The following is a 16510-nucleotide window of genomic DNA, read 5'->3' as shown; positions in this document are numbered from 1 at the left end:
CGGACGGCCGCCGGCCCGGCGGGTCGAGCAGCAGGCGTCGGCACGTGCGCAGGCGCGGCGCCGGCCGATGACCCCGCGCCCGGCCCCGTGGGTTGCCGGGCAACCCGCGCGGCGGCGGGCGGCTGCGCGCGGCCCGGTGCGTCACCGGCCGAGCCGCCCACGGCGATCCCCGCCCCCGCCGGGCGCGGCACGCCCTGGGCCGGGATGCCCGGGACGCCCACGGCGGGCCCAGCACCGGCGTCCGCCGCGCCACGGCCCGCCCCCGAACCGCTGCCGGCGGCAGGCCCGCTGGCCCGGAGGTGGCTCCTCCCATCAGCGGGCGACGCCGGTCCGTCCCCGGCCGCAGCCTGTCGCCGAGCGGATGCGCCCACGACCGCCGAGCTGCCCGGAACGGCCCCCGGGCCGGAGGCGGGCGTGCCCGCGCGGGGTGGGCCCGCGGCCGTGGGTCCGGGTGCCGCCGCGCCAGGGCGCGGCGCGCCCTGGGTCGGGAGGCCCGGGACGCCCGCGGCGGGCCCAGCACCGGCGTCCGCCGCGCCACGGCCCGCCGCCCCGGTGGGCCCCATGTCCTCCCGGCCGGGCCCGGGGCGGCCGAGGGGCGGGGTGAGTCGGGTGATGAGGGTGCGGATCATCGGGGGGACTCCTCGCGGAGGCGGGCCGCGAAGGCGAGGAGGGCGGTGAACTGGTCGGGGAGGCCCGCCGGGCCGCCGTCGTCCGGGTCCTTGAAGTAGAAGCCGAGTTCGGGGAGGGGGCCGGAGATGCCCACCGCGTGGGCCCGCGCGACCAGGCGGGCCAGGTCGAGGACGAGGGGTGCCGCGAGGGCGGAGTCGCAGCCCTGCCAGATGGTCTGGAGGACCATCCGGGAGCCGAGGAAGCCGTCGAAGGCGATGTGGTCCCACGCGGTCTTCCAGTCCCCCAGCGCCGGGACGTCGTCGATGTGCACCTCGCCCTCGGGGGTGTGCCCGAGGGTGTCGGCGAGGACGCGCTCCTTGCCGGCGTTCTTCGCCGCGGCGGCCGCCGGGTCCGCCAGGGCCGCGCCGTCCCCGCCGCCCAGGAGGTTGCTGCCGGACCAGGCCCGCACGTCGAGTGCGCGCTGCACGAACATCGGCGCGAGGACGGAGCGCAGCAGGGTCTGCCCGGTCTTGCCGTCACGGCCGGCGTGGGGAAGTCCGCCGGCCGCGACGGCGTCGGTGAGGGCCGCGGTGCGCAGCCCGGTGGAGGGGGTGAAGTTGACGTAGGGGCAGCCGGTGCGCACGGCCGCGGCCGCGTAGAGGGAGCTGGGCGGCAGGCGCTCGGCGTCCGGGCCCGGGAGGGGTTCGGTGGAGGAGACGTTCACGACCACGACGCGGGCCAGGTGGTGGCGCGCGCGGAAGGAGGTGAGGTCGGTGGCGAAGGCGGCGATCAGCTCCTCGTCGGTGCGGGTGTCCCCGGGGAGCGGTCCGCCGGTCCGTATCTCCGCGTCCGCGGCGGTGAGTTCGGCGGCGACGGCGGTGGCGAGGCCGTGCGGGAGGACGCCCGCTCCGGTGAGGTGCTCGGCGCGCTTGGGCAGCGGGCAGTCGGTGACGTCGTGCCCGCCGAAGACGAGGGAGGCGAGGGCGGGCAGTCCGGCGCCGGTGAACGGCGGTGTCTCGGTGACCATGCCGGTCGGTGGGTGGAGTCCCGCGGTGACGGCCGCGCAGCCGGCGACGGCGGTGGTGGCCACGGAGCCGCGGGCCCCGACGAACCAGACCCCGGTCCGTTCGGGACGGCCCGGCCCGGCCCCGTGCACGCCGGAGGACTCGCGCGCCCCCGAGACCCCGTCCACACGCGCGGCCCCGTCCGCCACGGCACCGGACTCGTGCGCCGCCGCACGCCCGGCGGTCTCCCTCGCGTTCCCGTCGTTCACGGGCTGCCTCCCTGCCGATCGGTTGTTCAGGTGGGGTGGAGGACGGCGGGCGGGGGTACGGCGCCTCCCCGCCCGCCGCCGGCTCATGGGCGGCCCCGGTGACCTACGAGGGCAGCTCCCTCAGCCGGATGTCCCGGAAGGACACCTGGTCGTCGGCCCCGTGGTTCTGGAGGCCGATGTAGCCGTCCTTGAGGCTGCGGACCGGGTCGGTGTTGGTGAAGTCGTTGATCTTCACCCCGTTGAGGAAGACCCGCAGGCGTTCGCCGTCGACGCGGATCTCGTAGCTGTTCCACTGCCCCGGCGGTCGCAGGACCTGGTCACGGGCCTTGATATCGGCCGACTTGAAGCCGTAGACGGCCCCGGTGGTGCGGTCGGCCGCGTCGGTCGCGTCGATCTGGACCTCGTAGCCGTTGTTCACGGCCGACCAGGGGTCGTCCGAGGCGGGGAAGCCGACGAAGATCCCGGAGTTGTCGTCGCCCTCCAACTTCCAGTCGAGGGTGAGGGAGTACGAGCCGAGTTCCTTGGCCTGGTACCACAGCATGCCCATGCCGCCCTCGGTTCGCAGTTCGCCGTCGACGACGTTGAACTTCCCCGGTCCGGCCTGCTTCCAGCCGTCCAGCGTCTCCCCGTTGAAGATCGGCCGGTATCCGCTCTTCGGCTTGCAGTCGGCCTTGACCTGGCCGGTGGCGTAGCGCAGGCCGCCCAGCAGGTGCTGGCGGAAGGCCGGTTCGGCGTAGGACTCCTTGGTGTGCCCGCCGCCGGTGTAGAAGGAGCGGCCGCCCTCGTAGGTCTGGCACCAGGCGATCGGGTGGTCGCCCTTCATGGTGCCGCCCTCGTAGGTGGTCTCGTCCAGGGTGGCGAGAACGCGCGCCTGCTCACGGGGGTTGGTGCGGTAGTTGTACCACTCGTCGGTGCGCTCCCAGGGGCCGTCCACATGGGCGGTCGCCGGGTGGTCGTGGTCCTCGACGCGGACGGTGGCCTTCTGGATGTGCGGGTGGGAGTCGAAGTAGGCGCCGACGAGGCCGCCGTAGAACTCCCAGTCGTACTCGGTGTCGGCCGCCGCGTGGACGCCCATGTATCCGCCGCCGCCGGCCACGTAGTTCTCGAACGCCTTCTGCTGCTCGGCGTCGAGGACGTCACCGGTGGTGGAGAGGAAGACGACGGCGTCGTAGCGGGCGAGGTTGCCGGTGGTGAACTGGCCCGCGGCCTCGGTCGCGTCGACGGTGATGCCGCTGCCGGCGCCGAGTTCCTTCAGAGCGGCGATACCGCTCGGGATGGAGTCGTGGCGGAAGCCGGCCGTCTTGGAGAAGACCAGGACGCGCTTGGCGGACCGGTCCACGGGGGTGGCCGAGAAGGTGAAGTCGTCGAGGTCGAAGAGGGCCCCGGCACCGCCCTTGAAGACCAGGAACAGTTCGGTGGTCTTCCCGTTGACGTTCCGCAGCGGGATCTCGACGTCCTGGAAGGTCTCCCAGCCGCCGGTCACGGGCACGGGCGCCGAGCCGAGGAGGGTGCCGTTCGCGGATCCGGTGCGGACCTCCAGGAAGCCGCCCGCGCCGCCGGAGGAGATGCGCGCGGTGAGCTTCTTGCTGCCGGCCAGGTTGTACGGCGAGAAGGAGATCCAGTCGCCGTTGTCGATGTCGCCGACGGTCTTGCCGCCGTTGGCCGGGGCCTTGTCGTAGATCCGGACGCCGGAGGAGGCGTCGAAGTGCTCGGCCTGGCGGTGGCGAGGCTGGAGCTGGGCCTGGTCGTGCGTGGTGAGCGGGGCCTGGCCGCCGCCTCCGCCGTCGGTGTACTCGGCGTCGAAGACGCCGAAGATGTTGGCGTTGGGGTCGTGGCCGCCGTCGGAGGAGGTCTTGATGGTGCCCTCGCAGCCGTTGGCCGAGGTGATCGGGTGGCCGTGGCTGTCGTGGCCGAGGATGTAGCTGACCTTGACCTTGGCGCAGTCGATCTGCCCGTCCTCGGGGTCGGTGACCCTCACCTTGAACGGGATCTCGTCACCGAAGTCGAACAGGGTTCCCTCGGCGGGCAGTTCCAGGGTCACCTTGGGGGCCGTGTTGCCGACGACGACGCGGACACTGGCGGAGCCGGTGCGGCCGGTCGGGTCCTCGGCGGTGACGGTGGCGGTGTAGGTGCCGTTGGCGCGGTAGGTGTGGGTGGGGTTGGCGGCGGTGGAGCTGTTGCCGTCGCCGAAGTCCCAGCGGTAGGTCAGCTCGTCGCCGTCCGCGTCGGTGGTGCCGGCGGAGGAGAAGGCGACCTTCAGGGGCGCCTTGCCGGAGGTCTTGCCGGCGCTCGCCTCGGCGACCGGGGAGCGTCCGCCGGTGGCGTTCTCGATGCGGTAGAGGCCGGAGTTCTCGTCGCCGCCGAACCAGGCGGTGCCGTAGTCCAGGACGTAGAGGGCTCCGTCGGGCCCGAAGGCCATGTCCATGATCTGGGTGCCGGTCCAGGGGACCGGGTTGATCGACTGGACGGTGCCGTCCTCGCCCTGCTCGACGCGCTTGATCCAGCGGCGGCCGAACTCACCGGCGAAGAAGTCGCCGTCGTATTCGGCGGGGAAGGCCACCGGGGAGTCGGACTCGGGGTCGTGGCGGTAGACCGGTCCGCCCATCGGGGACTCGGAGCCGCTGCCGAACTCGGGCACGGAGCCGCCGTCGTAGGGGATCCACGCGGGCTGCGACGGGGGCAGTTCGGTCAGGCCGGTGTTGTGCGGGGAGTCGTTGACCGGCTTGGCGCAGTCGAAGGTCCCGCCGGAGGTCTTGGTGGCGAAGTCGTAGTCGACGTACGGGTCGTTGTCGCCGGTGCAGAACGGCCAGCCGTAGTTGCCCGGTCCGGTGACCCGGGCGAACTCGACCTGGCCGGCGGGGCCGCGCCTGGGGTCGGCGGTGCCGGCGTCCGGTCCGTAGTCGCCGACGTAGGCGATGCCGGTCTTCTTGTCGACGCTGAAGCGGAACGGGTTGCGGAAGCCCATGGCGTAGATCTCGGGCCGGGTCTTCTCGGTGCCCGGGGCGAAGAGGTTCCCCTCCGGGACGGTGTAGGAGCCGTCCTCGGCGACCTTGATGCGCAGGATCTTGCCGCGCAGGTCGTTGGTGTTGCCGGAGGTGCGGCGGGCGTCGTACGCGGGGTTGCGGCCCTCGCGGTCGTCGATGGGCGTGAAGCCGTCGGAGGCGAAGGGGTTGGAGTCGTCGCCGGTGGAGAGGTAGAGGTTCCCCTCGGCGTCGAAGTCGATGTCACCGCCGACGTGGCAGCAGATGCCGCGGGTGGCGGGGATGTCCAGGACCTTCTTCTCGCTGGCGTTGTCCAGGGTGCCGTCGTCGTTGAGGACGAAGCGGGAGAGCCGGTTGACGCCCTCGAACTTCGCGAAGTCCTCGGCACTGCCCTGGTCGGGCGCGTCGCCGGAGGGGGTGTCCATCGGGGGCGCGTAGTAGAGGTAGATGGCGCGGTTCTCCTCGAAGGCGGGGTCGAGGGCGACGCCCTGGAGTCCCTCCTCGTCATGGGAGTAGACCGGCACGGTGCCGACGACGCGGGTCTCGCCGCCGGCGTCCGTCATGCGCAGCTCGCCGTTGCGGGAGGTGTGCAGGACGCTGCGGTCGGGGAGGACCGCGAGGGACATCGGCTCGCCGGTCTCCTCCGCGCCCTTGGCGAGGGTGACCTGCTGGAACTCGGGTTCCGCGGCGGCGGCCGCCGCTTCGGGGTCCGCGGCCTGGGCCGCGGTCGGCGCGGTGAGGGCGAGGGAGGTCGCCGCGAGGAGACCTCCGGTGAGGAGCGCGAGAGCCTTGCGGGCTCGTGGCCGTTTTCTGTGCACGAATGTCCTCCGGTAGTGGCCGGTCGAACGGGCGGGTTGCCGTGGAGCGCTGGGGGTGTCCCCGTGTGCCGCGCTCGCCTCTCGCGGTGCGGGCCGTGGCCGCCGGGGCGGACGCGGCCGGGCCGCCGTGGGCTCGGTGCCGTGGAACCGGAGTGCGCCGTCACTCCCGCACCACCTGTGTCGTGTACGCGTGAAGGGACGGTATCCGGGTTCGTCCGGCTCGGAAAGCCCTTGCGCAGAAGGGAAGTTGAACTTTTTCCCGAAGCAGGACAAAGCCGTGCCGGGGCATGCCGGACCGGCCCGGCGGCTACTCCCCCGCCGGGCCTGGACCTGCGCGTTCTACTGTTCGCCGCCCGAGAAGGCGGCGTCGAAGGAGGCGCTCGGCGGGTCGAAGTCGTACTTCTTCAGGTAGGCAAGCGCTTGTGGCGCGCCGGTGAGCCGGTCCATCCCGGCGTCCTCCCACTCCACGGAGATGGGCCCCTCGTAGCCGATGGAGCGCAGCATCCGGAAGACGTCCTCCCAGGGCACGTCGCCGTGTCCGGCGGAGACGAAGTCCCAGCCGCGCCGCGGGTCGCCCCAGGGGAGGTGGGAGCCGAGGCGCCCGTTGCGGCCGTCGAGGCGCTTGCGGGCCTCCTTGCAGTCGACGTGGTAGATCCGGTCCCGGAAGTCGTAGAGGAAGCCGACCGGGTCGAGGTCCTGCCAGACGAAGTGGCTGGGGTCGAAGTTGAGCCCGAAGGCCGGCCGGTGGTCCACCGCCGCCAGGGCCCGCTGGGTGGTCCAGTAGTCGTAGGCGATCTCGCTGGGATGGACCTCGTGGGCGAAGCGGACGCCCTCGGTGTCGAAGACGTCCAGGATCGGGTTCCAGCGTTCCGCGAAGTCCTCGTAGCCGCGCTCGATCATCCGCTCGGGGACGGGCGGGAACATGGCGACGAGGTGCCAGATGGAGGAGCCGGTGAAGCCGACGACGGTGTCGACGCCGAAGGCGGCGGCCGCCCGGGCGGTGTCCTTCAGCTCGGCCGCGGCCCGCTGCCGGACCCCTTCGGCCTCCCCGTCGCCCCAGATCCGGGCGGGCAGGATGCCCTGGTGGCGTTCGTCGATCGGATGGTCGCAGACGGCCTGGCCGACGAGGTGGTTGGAGATCGCCCAGCACCTCAGGCCGTACTTCTCCAGCAGGGCGTGCCGGCCGTCCAGGTAGGACGGGTCGGCGAGGGCCTTGTCGACCTCGAAGTGGTCGCCCCAGCAGGCGAGTTCCAGGCCGTCGTAGCCGAACTCGCGGGCCAGGCGGCACACCTCCTCCAGCGGCAGATCGGCCCACTGACCGGTGAACAGCGTGAACGGACGTGGCATCGGACCTCCTCCTCAGACCTGTGCCTGTGCGTGGGCCTGACCTTGTGCCGGTGTCGGTTCGGGCACCGGCACGGGCGTGTAGACGGCGTTCTTCCCGGCGCTCTCCTCCACCGCGGCGAGCACCCGCTGCACCTGGAGCCCGTCCGCGAACGAGGGCGCCGGCTGGGTGCCGGCGGCGATGGCCACCACCAGGTCGCGCGCCTGGTGCGCGAAGGTGTGCTCGTAGCCGAGGGCGTGGCCGGGCGGCCACCACGCCTCCAGATAGGGGTGGTCGGCCTCGGTGACCAGGATGCGGCGGAACCCGGCGGTGGCCGCGGGCTCGGCGTGGTCGTGGAACAGCAGCTCGTTGAGGCGTTCCAGGTCGAAGGCGAGGGAGCCGAGTTCGCCGTTGATCTCCAGCCGGAGGGCGTTCTTGCGGCCGGGCGCCATCCGGCTGGCCTCGAAGACGGCGAGGGCGCCGGAGGCGAGCCGGCCGGTGAAGACGGCGGCGTCGTCCACGGTGACGGGCCCCCGGCCGGTGCCGCCGGCCGCGCTCAGCCCCGCCGACGCGCCCGCGAGCAGCGGCCGCTCCCGCACGAAGGTCTCCAGTTGCGCGGAGACCCCCACCAGCGGCTCCCCGGCCAGGAACTGCGCGAGGTCCACGATGTGCGCGCCGAGGTCGCCCAGCGCCCCGGACCCGGCGTGCTCCCGCTCCAGCCGCCAGGTCAGCGGGAAGTCGGGGTCGACCAGCCAGTCCTGGAGGTAGGTCACCCGCACATGGCGCAGCGCGCCGATCCGTCCGTCGGCGATCAGCCGGCGGGCGTACGAGACGGCGGGGACGCGGCGGTAGTTGAAGCCGACCATCGCCAACTGACCGCGCTCCCGGGCGCGTTCGGCGGCGGCGGCCATCGCCTCGGCCTCGGCGACCGAGTTGGCGAGCGGCTTCTCGCACAGGACGTGCTTGCCCGCCTCCAGGGCGGCGATCGCGATCTCCGCATGGCTGTCGCCGGGGGTGCAGACGTCCACGAGCTGCACGTCGTCCCGGGCGACCAGGGCGCGCCAGTCGGTCTCGGCCGCCGCCCAGCCGTGCCGGGCGGCCGCGGCGCGGACCGCGTCCCGGTCCCGGCCGGCGATCGCGGCGAGGACCGGCCGCAGGGGCAGGTCGAAGACGCGGCCGGCGGTGCGCCACCCCTGCGAGTGCGCGGCGCCCATGAACGCGTACCCGATCATGCCCACGCCGAGTGTCGGCGGGGCCGCGCCACTGTCCCTCTGTTCCATACGGATCCTCCTCGTCGGTGTGCACGGTGGGGGCCGGGCCCGGTCCGGACGCCGGTGCGCCGCCGGGGCGTGGCGGCGTCCGGACGGGCCGCGCGGCGCCCGTCAGTTGAAGCCGGTGGGCAGGTACTCGTCGACGTTGTCCTTGGTGACGACGGCCGAGTAGAGGGTCAGCGAGGCCGGGATCTCCAGCTCGGCGAGCCCGCCCACCCCCTTGCCCTGGCCCAGCGCGCGGGCGAGGTCGATGGCGGAGGCGGCCATGGTCGGCGGGTAGAGGACGGTCGCCTTGAGGACGCTGTTGTCGGCCTTGATGGCGTCCATCGCGGACTTGGCGCCCGCGCCGCCGACCATCAGGAAGTCGTCCCGGCCGGCCTGTGCGATGGCGCGCAGCGCGCCGACGCCCTGGTCGTCGTCGTGGTTCCACAGCGCGTCGAACTTCGACTGGGCCTGGAGGAGTTGCGCCATCTTGGCCTGGCCGGACTCGACGGTGAAGTCGGCGGCCTGGCGGGCGACCTTGCGGATGTTGGGGTAGTTCTTCAGCGCGTCGTCGAAGCCTTTGGTGCGCTGCTTGGTCAGTTCGAGGTTGTCCAGCCCGGCGAGTTCGATGACGGTGGCGTTGGGCTTGTCCTTGAGCCGCTCGCCGATGAAGTTGCCCGCGTTGAGGCCCATGCCGTAGTTGTCGCCGCCGATCCAGCAGCGGTACGCCTGCGGGGAGGCGAAGATGCGGTCCAGGTTGACCACGGGGATGCCGGCGCGCATGGCCTGGAGGCCGACCTGGGTGAGCGCCTTGCCGTCGGCGGGCAGGATGACGAGGACGTCGACCTTCTTGTTGATCAGGGTCTGGACCTGGCCGATCTGGGCCGCGGTGTCGTTGGACCCCTCGGTGATCTCCAGGGTCACGTCCTCGTACTTCCCGGCGCGGGACTTGGCGTTCTGGTTGATGGCGTTGAGCCAGCCGTGGTCGGCCTGCGGGCCGGCGAAGCCGATGGTGACGGCCTTGCCGGGCTTGTCGTCGGCGACGGGCGCGTTGTCGGCCGCCTTCTCCTCGCTCTTGGCGGGCTCGTTGCTGGTGCAGGCGGTGAGCAGGGCGCCGGCGGAGACGGCCGCGGTCCCGAAGAGCAGTCCTCTGCGGCTGGGTGCGGGGATGTGTGGCATGGCGGATCAACCCTTCGACAAGGTGCGGGCGGTGCGGACGGAACGGGCTGGGGGGCGGGGTCCGGAACGGGAGGACGCGGCGGGTCAGCCCTCGCCGCCGCGCAGGGTGCGGCGCTGGACGAGGACGGCGGCGACGATGATCGCCCCCTTGGCGATCTGCTGGACCGCGGTCTCCAGGTTGTTCAGGGCGAAGATGTTGGTGATCGTCGTGAAGACGAGGACACCGAGGACGGAGCCGACGATGGTGCCCCGGCCGCCGCTGAGCAGGGTGCCGCCGATGATGGCCGCGGCGATGGCGTCCAGCTCGTAGAGGTTGCCGTTGGTGTTCTGGCCGGACCCGGCGAGGACGATGAGCATGAACGCGGCGATGCCGCAGCAGAGTCCGGAGAGCAGGTACAGATAGAGGCGCTGGCGGCGGACGTCGATACCGGCCAGGCGCGCGGCCTCGGCGTTGCCGCCGACGGCCACGGTACGGCGGCCGAAGGTGGTGCGGTTGAGCACCAGCCAGCCGACGGCGGTGACGGCGGCGAAGACCAGGACCAGCGGCGGGATGCCGAGGATGTAGGCGTCCCTGACCCCGAGGTCGAGGACCGACTCCACGGTGACGATCTGGGTGTTGCCGTCGGTGATCTGGAGCGCGAGCCCGCGCGCCGAGGCGAGCATGGCGAGGGTGGCGATGAACGGCACCATCCCGCCGTAGGCGATGAGCACGCCGTTGACCAGGCCGCAGCCGACGCCGACGATCACCGCGGTGAAGAGGATGCCCGCGAAGCCGTACTCCTGGGTGGCCACGGTGGTCGCCCACACGGAGGCGAGGGCGACGATCGCGCCGACGGAGAGGTCGATCCCGCCGCTGGTGATCACGAAGGTCATGCCGACGGTGACCACGCCGATGACGGACGCCTGGGTGAGGACGAGCTGGAGGTTGCTGGTCGCCAGGAACTCGTCGGGCTTGGTGATGCCGCCGACGGCGATCAGCACGGCGAGGACGCCCAGCAGGGAGAGGTTGCGCACGTCCAGGCGGAAGCCGAGCGCGGGTCGGGGGCTGCTCTTGTCCGGCGCGGCCGGGGCGGGGGCGGCCGGCGCGTCCTTCTGCGCCGGGGTGGCGGGCTGCGTCATGCCGTCGGGCTTCCTTCCATCACGAGGTCGAGTACGCGGTGTTCGTCGAGCTCCCGGGCGTCGTCCGCGGTGTGCACCACGCTGCCTTCGCGTAGCACCAGCACCCGGTCGGCCAGGCCGAGGACTTCGGGCACCTCGCTGGAGACGAGGAGGACGGCGAGTCCTTCGTCGGCCAGCCCGCGGATCACGGCGTACAGCTCGGCGCGGGCGCCGACGTCCACCCCTCGGGTGGGCTCGTCGAGGAGCAGCACCTTGCAGCCGCGCAGCAGCCAGCGGGCGAGGACCGCCTTCTGCTGGTTGCCGCCGGAGAGGGTGCGGATGGGGACGTCGGGGTTGTCGGGCCGCAGGGACAGCTCGCGGACCGCCTGGTGGGCCGCGGCCCGTTCGCGCCGCTGGTCGAGCCAGCCGCCGCGGGCGAAGCGGGCCAGGGTGGAGACGGTGACGTTGCGGGTCACGGACTCCAGCATCAGCAGGCCCTGGGCCTTGCGCTCCTCGGGGGCGAGCCCGATGCCGGCGCGCACGGCGGCGCGGACACTGCCGGGCCGCAGGGGCGTCCCGTCCACGAGGACGCGCCCGGCGTCGGCCCTGCGGGCGCCGTACACGGTCTCCAGGATCTCGCTCCGCCCGGAGCCGACGAGTCCGGCGAGCCCCACGATCTCACCGGGGCGCAGCTCCAGGTCGACGGGGGCGAACTCGCCCGCGCGGGTGAGCCCTTCGACCCTCAGCACGGGCTCGCGTTCACGCGCCGCGCCGGCCGGGGGCCGCTCGGGGAAGACGTACTCGACGTTGCGGCCGGTCATCAGGGCGACGACCTCGCGGGTCGGGGTGGACTCGGCGGGCAGTCCCCCGGCGACCGCGCGGCCGTCCTTGAGGACGGTGACCCGGTCGCCGATCCGGCGGATCTCCTCCAGGCGGTGGGAGATGTAGACGACGGCGACCCCGTCGGCGGTGAGGTCGCCGACGATCCGGAAGAGGTTGTCGACCTCGTCGGGGTCGAGGGCGGCGGAGGGCTCGTCCATGACGATCAGGCGGACCTCGTGGGAGAGGGCGCGGGCCATGGAGACGATCTGCTGCTGGGCGGCGGAGAGGTCGCCGACCAGCCGGGCCGGGTCGATCTCGCTGTGGCCGAGACGTTTCAGCAGCGCGGCGGCCGACTCCCGGGCCGCCCGGCCGCGGACGACGAAGCCTGCGGAGACGGGTTCATGGCCGAGGAAGACGTTCTCGGCGACGGACAGGCCCTCCACCAGGTCGAGTTCCTGGTAGATGGTCGCGATGCCGAGGCGCATGGCGGCGATCGGGGAGCCGAGGGAGACCGTCTCGCCGCGCCAGGTGATCTCGCCGCCGTCGGGCTGGTGGGCTCCGGCGAGGACCTTGATCAGGGTGGACTTGCCGGCGCCGTTCTGGCCGAGGAGGCAGTGGACTTCACCGGCCTGGACCTCCAGGTCCACGCCGTCCAGGGCGCGGACGCCCGGGAACGACTTGGTGATGCCGGACATGGTGAGCAGGGGTGGTTCTGGTGCCATGACGAATCCCCTCGGCGGGTGCGGGGTGTACGAGGGTGTACGAGGGTGTGCCCGGGGCGCCTCCGGCGGTGCGCCGGAGGCGTGCGGGACGGTGGTGCGCGTGGCGCACATGGTGTGCGGTGCGGGCGTGGTGTGCGTGGCAGGCGTGGCGTGCGGTACGGGCCGTGCGGGATGGTGCGCGTTACGGGCCGTGCTCGTGGAACCGGTGGTGCGGGTGGTGCTCTCCCGGCCCGGGCCCGGGCCGGTGGATCAGGAGATCAGGAACGGTTCAGAACGGTTCAGAACGGTTCAGGGGTGGCTCAGGGGTGGCTCAGGCCGGCGAGAAGAGGTGGTCGCTGATCAGGCGGGACGCGCCGATGACTCCGGCCGTCGGGCCCAACTCCCCCAGGACGATGGGAAGATTACCCGTGGCCAGCGGCAGCGAGCGCCGGTAGACCTGGGTGCGGACGCTCGCCAGCAGGGTGTGCCCGAGGCCGGTGACGCCGCCGCCGATCACGACGAGTCCCGGGTTGAAGAAGCTCACCAGCCCGGCGATCACCTGGCCGACCCGGTTGCCTCCCTCCCGGATCAGGTCGAGCGAGGCGGCGTCCCCGGCGGCCGCGGCCGCGGACACGTCCGCCGCCGTCAGCACCCCGGCCGCCTCCAGCCGGGCCGCCAGTTCGGCCGACCGGCCCCCGCGCGCCGCGTCCTCGGCGTCGCGGGCGAGGGCGGCGCCGCTGAAGTGGGCCTCCAGACAGCCCCGGTTGCCGCAGGCGCAGTGCCGGCCGTCCGGGTCGACCTGGATGTGCCCGATGTCCCCGGCGCTGCCCGTCGTCCCCCGGTGGACCTCCCCGGAGACGACGATGCCGCAGCCGATGCCCGTGCCGATCTTGACGCAGAGGAAGTCGCCCACCGAACGTGCGACGCCCGCGTGCTGCTCCCCCATCGCCATCAGGTTCACGTCGTTGTCGACCATCACGGGGCAGCCCAGGTCCTGGCTGAGCGCCTCGCGGACCGGGAAGCCGTCCCAGCCCGGCATGATCGGCGGCGCGACCGGCACGCCCTCGGGGAACCGGACCGGGCCCGGCACTCCGATACCCGCGCCGTCGAACCCCTCGGCCAGCCCGGAGGCCTTGAGCTTCGCGGCCATCGCGAGGACCTGCTCGAAGACCGCGACCGGGCCCTCACGCACGTCCATCGGCTGGTTGAGGTGCCCCAGGACCTCCAGTTCGGCGTTGGTCACGGCGACATCCACGGAGGTCGCGCCGATGTCCACGCCGAGGAAGCGCAGGGCGGGGGCGAGCCGGATGTTGTGGGAGCGGCGGCCGCCGCGCGAGGCGGCGAGCCCGTCGGCGACCACGAGTCCGGTCTCCAGCAGCCGGTCCACCTCGACCGCGAGCTTGGAACGGGACAGGTCCACCAGGTCCCCGAGCTGTGCCCGGGAGTTGGGGCCGCCGTCGCGCAGCAGCCGGAGCAGCCGCGCCTGGTGCGCGTTCGCGGGTCGAGCTGTCATCCGTCTCACGTACCCCTCCCCTCCCCTGCGGTCTGTTCCGCGGCCCCGTTGGTCCCGGTGCCGTGTCGGCCGGGGTCGGTCCGGTGGAACAGGCCCTCGCCCGCCGGCTTGCGGCCTTCGGCGTGGGGAACCCCGGCCTTGTCCGTCGCTTTCGAGGGGGAACCTAGCAGCGCTTTGCCCGGCGGGGAAGAACTTGCGCAGAGTTCCGACCCCACTTTTTCCACACTCGGGACAAAGGGCGGTGGGGGGCCGGGGCCGGCACGCCGGCGGCCCCCGGCGGGCGCCGGAGGCGACCGGAGCGGGCAGGGACGGTCGGGTCCGGAAGGCCTGCCCCTCCCTAACGTGAAGGGCACACAGGAAGGAGACCGGAGTGCTGGACCGGCTGAACGAGGCCATGGAGCTCGTCGAGCGGAACCTCGCCGACCCCGGCGGGACCGTCGACGTGGCCGAACTGGCGCGGGTCACGCTGACCTCGGAGTACCACTTCCGGCGGCTGTTCTCGGCGCTGGCGGGCATACCCCTCTCCGCGTACGTACGGCGGCGCCGGCTCACGCTGGCGGGCGCCGAGGTGCTGGAGGGCCGGCGGGGCCTGCTGGAGATCGCCGTGCGGTACGGCTACGGCTCCCACGAGGCGTTCGCGCGGGCGTTCCGCGCGATGCACGGCGTCGGCCCGGCCGAGGCGCGCCGCGAGGGCGCGCCGCTGAGCGCCCAGTCCCGGTTGTCCTTCCGTCTCGTCGTCGAAGGGAGCAGCAGTATGCGGTACCGCGTCGTGGAGAAGGACGCGTTCTCGGTGGTGGGCAGGGTGGCACGGGTGCCCCTGGTGCACGAAGGGATGAACCCGGCGATCGTCTCGTTCGTCCGGGGTCTGCCGAAGGAGACCGTCCAGCGGATCGAGGCACTGTCCGACCAGGAGCCGCGCGGGACGGTGAACATCAGCGTGAACCTGGACGAGAGCCGCGTCGAGGGGACCGAACTCGACTACTGGCTCGGGGCGGTGACGGGGGCCCAGGCCCCGGCGGACCCGGATCTGGACCGGCTGCCGGTGGCGGCGGGCACGTGGGCGGTATTCTCGGGCTCGGGCCCGTTCCCGGAGACCGTGCAATACCTGTGGCGGGACGTGTTCACGCAGTGGTTCCCGTCCAACCCGTACCGGAGCCGGCCGGGGCCGGAGATGCTCGCGGCCCGTGTCTCGGCGGACGGCACGGAGGCGGAGGCCGAGCTGTGGATCCCGGTGGAACGGGACCCCGGCCGGGAGTGAACCGGGGCGGGCCCGCCCCCGGGGGTCAGTCGCCCAGCAACCGTTCCAGCCGGTCCAGGAACTCCCGCTGCCCCGCGACCAGCCGGGGCCGGGCCGCCTCCGGGGTCAGCCACTCGGCCCGGTCGATCTCCGGGAACTCGCGCCGGACGCCCGAACCGCGCGGCCACTCCATGGTGAAGGTCCCGGGCACCACCAGGGAGGTGTCCAGGTCGCCCTCCAGCGCCCAGACCACGACGAGCTTGCCGTTCGCCTGCCGGATCTCGCCCAGCGGGGACCACTGACCGGCGGGCGGCTGGAGCCCGAGTTCCTCCTCGAACTCCCGCCGCGCGGCCGCCGCCGGCTCCTCGTCCTCGGTGTACTCGCCCTTGGGGATCGACCAGGCGGCCTCGTCCCGGGAGGCCCAGAGCGGGCCGCCCATGTGCCCGATCAGCACCTCCCGGGTGCCGTCGTCCCGGCGGCGGTGGAGCAGGAGCCCGGCGCTTCGCTTCGTCGTCATGCCGCCCAGTGTGGCCGCGCCCGCCGGCCCCGTCAGGACGGCGCGGCGGGGCGCGCCGGGGCGGGCGGGGGCGGGCAGGGGCGACGCGGCGGGGTGCGTCAGGGGCAGCGGATGACCTGTCCCGCGTACGAGAGGTTCCCGCCGAAGCCGAAGAGGAGCACCGGATCGCCGGAGGAGATCTCGCCGCGCTCGACCAGCTTGGACAGGGCCATCGGGATGGACGCGGCGGAGGTGTTGCCGGACTCCACGACGTCCCGGGCGACGACCGCGTTCACCGCGCCGATCCGCTGCGCCACCGGTTCGATGATCCGCAGGTTGGCCTGGTGGAGCACGACGGCCGCCAGGTCCTCGGGGGTGAGCCCGGCCCGCGCGCACACCTCCCGGGCGATCGGCGGGAGCTGCGTGGTGGCCCAGCGGTAGACGGACTGGCCCTCCTGGGCGAAGCGCGGCGGGGTGCCCTCGATGCGCACCGCGTTGCCCATCTCGGGCACCGAGCCCCACAGCACGGGGCCGATCCCGGCCTCCTGGCCCTCCTCGACGGCCTCCACCACGGCCGCCCCGGCGCCGTCGCCGACCAGGACGCAGGTGGTGCGGTCGCTCCAGTCGGCGATGTCGCCCATCTTGTCCGCCCCGATGACCAGCGCACGGCGCGCGGCCCCGGCACGCAGGGTGTGGTCGGCGGTGGCCAGGGCGTGGGTGAACCCGGCGCAGACGACGTTGAGGTCCATCACGGCCGGGGAGCCCATGCCGAGCCGGGCGGCCACCCGGGCGGCCATATTGGGCGAGCGGTGCTCGGCGGTGGAGGTGGCGACGAGGACCAGGTCGATGTCGGCCGGAGTGAGGCCCGCGGAGGCGAGGGCCTTGGCCGCCGCGTGCGCGGCCAGCTCGTCCACCGGCTCGTCGGGACCGCCGATGTGGCGGGTCACGATGCCCACCCGGCTGCGGATCCACTCGTCGCTGGTGTCGACCAGGCCCGCCAGGTCGTCGTTGGTCAGCACCTTGGACGGCTGATAGTGGCCGACGGCGACGACGCGGGAGCCGGTCATGGTGGTTCTCCTCGGTACTGCGGGTGACATGCCAGGAACCAAACAGTCTTGGCTGCTACCACCGGGTACGGGGGCATGTGATCCCACAGCTTCGCGGCGCGCCTTTTGGAGGCTTCCCCTCCGCCCCCTGTGCCGCACC

General features: G+C 73.1%; 11 protein-coding genes. 1 reads left to right on the top strand and 10 read right to left on the bottom strand.

Annotation, left to right across the window (positions count from 1 at the left end):
- Window positions 1-625: 625 nt before the first annotated feature.
- The 8 genes from ABZ457_RS07160 to ABZ457_RS07125 all read right to left on the bottom strand — a co-directional run bounded on the left by ABZ457_RS07160 (window position 626) and on the right by ABZ457_RS07125 (window position 13571).
- Complete coding sequence (locus tag ABZ457_RS07160; RefSeq protein WP_359154929.1) at window positions 626-1765, bottom strand: inositol-3-phosphate synthase; 1140 nt, start codon at window positions 1763-1765, stop codon at window positions 626-628.
- Between the two features lie 220 nt (window positions 1766-1985).
- A complete protein-coding gene (locus tag ABZ457_RS07155; RefSeq protein ID WP_359154805.1) occupies window positions 1986-5681 on the bottom strand; it encodes a ThuA domain-containing protein in 3696 nt (1231 codons plus the stop codon).
- A 339-nt stretch (window positions 5682-6020) separates the two neighbouring features.
- Window positions 6021-7028 (bottom strand): sugar phosphate isomerase/epimerase family protein, encoded by a 1008-nt coding sequence (locus ABZ457_RS07150; protein WP_359154803.1) that lies wholly within the window; start codon window positions 7026-7028, stop codon window positions 6021-6023.
- A gap of 12 nt (window positions 7029-7040) precedes the next feature.
- Window positions 7041-8285 (bottom strand): Gfo/Idh/MocA family oxidoreductase, encoded by a 1245-nt coding sequence (locus ABZ457_RS07145; RefSeq protein ID WP_359154801.1) that lies wholly within the window; start codon window positions 8283-8285, stop codon window positions 7041-7043.
- 102 nt (window positions 8286-8387) lie between these two features.
- Window positions 8388-9437 carry a substrate-binding domain-containing protein gene (locus ABZ457_RS07140; protein ID WP_359154799.1) on the bottom strand — a complete coding sequence of 350 codons (1050 nt, stop codon included), beginning with the start codon at window positions 9435-9437 and terminating at the stop codon, window positions 8388-8390.
- Between the two features lie 84 nt (window positions 9438-9521).
- Window positions 9522-10556 (bottom strand): ABC transporter permease, encoded by a 1035-nt coding sequence (locus ABZ457_RS07135; protein WP_359154797.1) that lies wholly within the window; start codon window positions 10554-10556, stop codon window positions 9522-9524.
- Window positions 10553-12079, bottom strand: a complete 1527-nt coding sequence (locus ABZ457_RS07130) for a sugar ABC transporter ATP-binding protein (protein WP_359154795.1) — start codon at window positions 12077-12079, stop codon at window positions 10553-10555. The genes ABZ457_RS07135 and ABZ457_RS07130 overlap by 4 nt, the downstream gene beginning before the upstream one ends.
- Before the next feature lie 310 nt (window positions 12080-12389).
- Complete coding sequence (locus ABZ457_RS07125; RefSeq protein WP_359154793.1) at window positions 12390-13571, bottom strand: ROK family transcriptional regulator; 1182 nt, start codon at window positions 13569-13571, stop codon at window positions 12390-12392.
- A 370-nt stretch (window positions 13572-13941) separates the two neighbouring features.
- Here ABZ457_RS07125 and ABZ457_RS07120 point away from each other — a divergent pair, with 370 nt between their 5' ends.
- The gene (locus tag ABZ457_RS07120; RefSeq protein WP_359154791.1) at window positions 13942-14829 is read left to right on the top strand and encodes an AraC family transcriptional regulator; all 888 of its coding nucleotides are present in this window, start codon (window positions 13942-13944) and stop codon (window positions 14827-14829) included.
- A gap of 25 nt (window positions 14830-14854) precedes the next feature.
- Here ABZ457_RS07120 and ABZ457_RS07115 read toward each other — a convergent pair whose 3' ends face one another.
- Both ABZ457_RS07115 and ABZ457_RS07110 read right to left on the bottom strand, forming a co-directional pair.
- On the bottom strand, window positions 14855-15325 hold the full coding sequence (locus ABZ457_RS07115) for an NUDIX domain-containing protein (RefSeq protein WP_359154789.1): 471 nt from the start codon (window positions 15323-15325) through the stop codon (window positions 14855-14857).
- A gap of 98 nt (window positions 15326-15423) precedes the next feature.
- Window positions 15424-16371, bottom strand: coding sequence for a beta-ketoacyl-ACP synthase III (locus ABZ457_RS07110; protein WP_359154787.1), 948 nt, complete (start codon window positions 16369-16371; stop codon window positions 15424-15426).
- Window positions 16372-16510: the final 139 nt, after the last annotated feature.

This window comes from Streptomyces sp. NPDC005805 (assembly GCF_040630445.1).
Classification (GTDB): Bacteria; Actinomycetota; Actinomycetes; order Streptomycetales; family Streptomycetaceae; genus Streptomyces.
This window is presented reverse-complemented; position numbering and strand designations above follow the sequence as displayed.

Bases quoted from the DNA above. Each gene is read 5' to 3' on its own strand.
- ABZ457_RS07150 (WP_359154803.1), bottom strand. From the start codon at position 7,028: ATGCCACGTCCGTTCACGCTGTTCACCGGTCAGTGGGCCGATCTGCCG.
- ABZ457_RS07145 (WP_359154801.1), bottom strand. From the start codon at position 8,285: ATGGAACAGAGGGACAGTGGCGCGGCCCCGCCGACACTCGGCGTGGGC.
- ABZ457_RS07140 (WP_359154799.1), bottom strand. From the start codon at position 9,437: ATGCCACACATCCCCGCACCCAGCCGCAGAGGACTGCTCTTCGGGACC.
- ABZ457_RS07135 (WP_359154797.1), bottom strand. From the start codon at position 10,556: ATGACGCAGCCCGCCACCCCGGCGCAGAAGGACGCGCCGGCCGCCCCC.
- ABZ457_RS07130 (WP_359154795.1), bottom strand. From the start codon at position 12,079: ATGGCACCAGAACCACCCCTGCTCACCATGTCCGGCATCACCAAGTCG.
- ABZ457_RS07125 (WP_359154793.1), bottom strand. From the start codon at position 13,571: ATGACAGCTCGACCCGCGAACGCGCACCAGGCGCGGCTGCTCCGGCTG.
- ABZ457_RS07115 (WP_359154789.1), bottom strand. From the start codon at position 15,325: ATGACGACGAAGCGAAGCGCCGGGCTCCTGCTCCACCGCCGCCGGGAC.
- ABZ457_RS07110 (WP_359154787.1), bottom strand. From the start codon at position 16,371: ATGACCGGCTCCCGCGTCGTCGCCGTCGGCCACTATCAGCCGTCCAAG.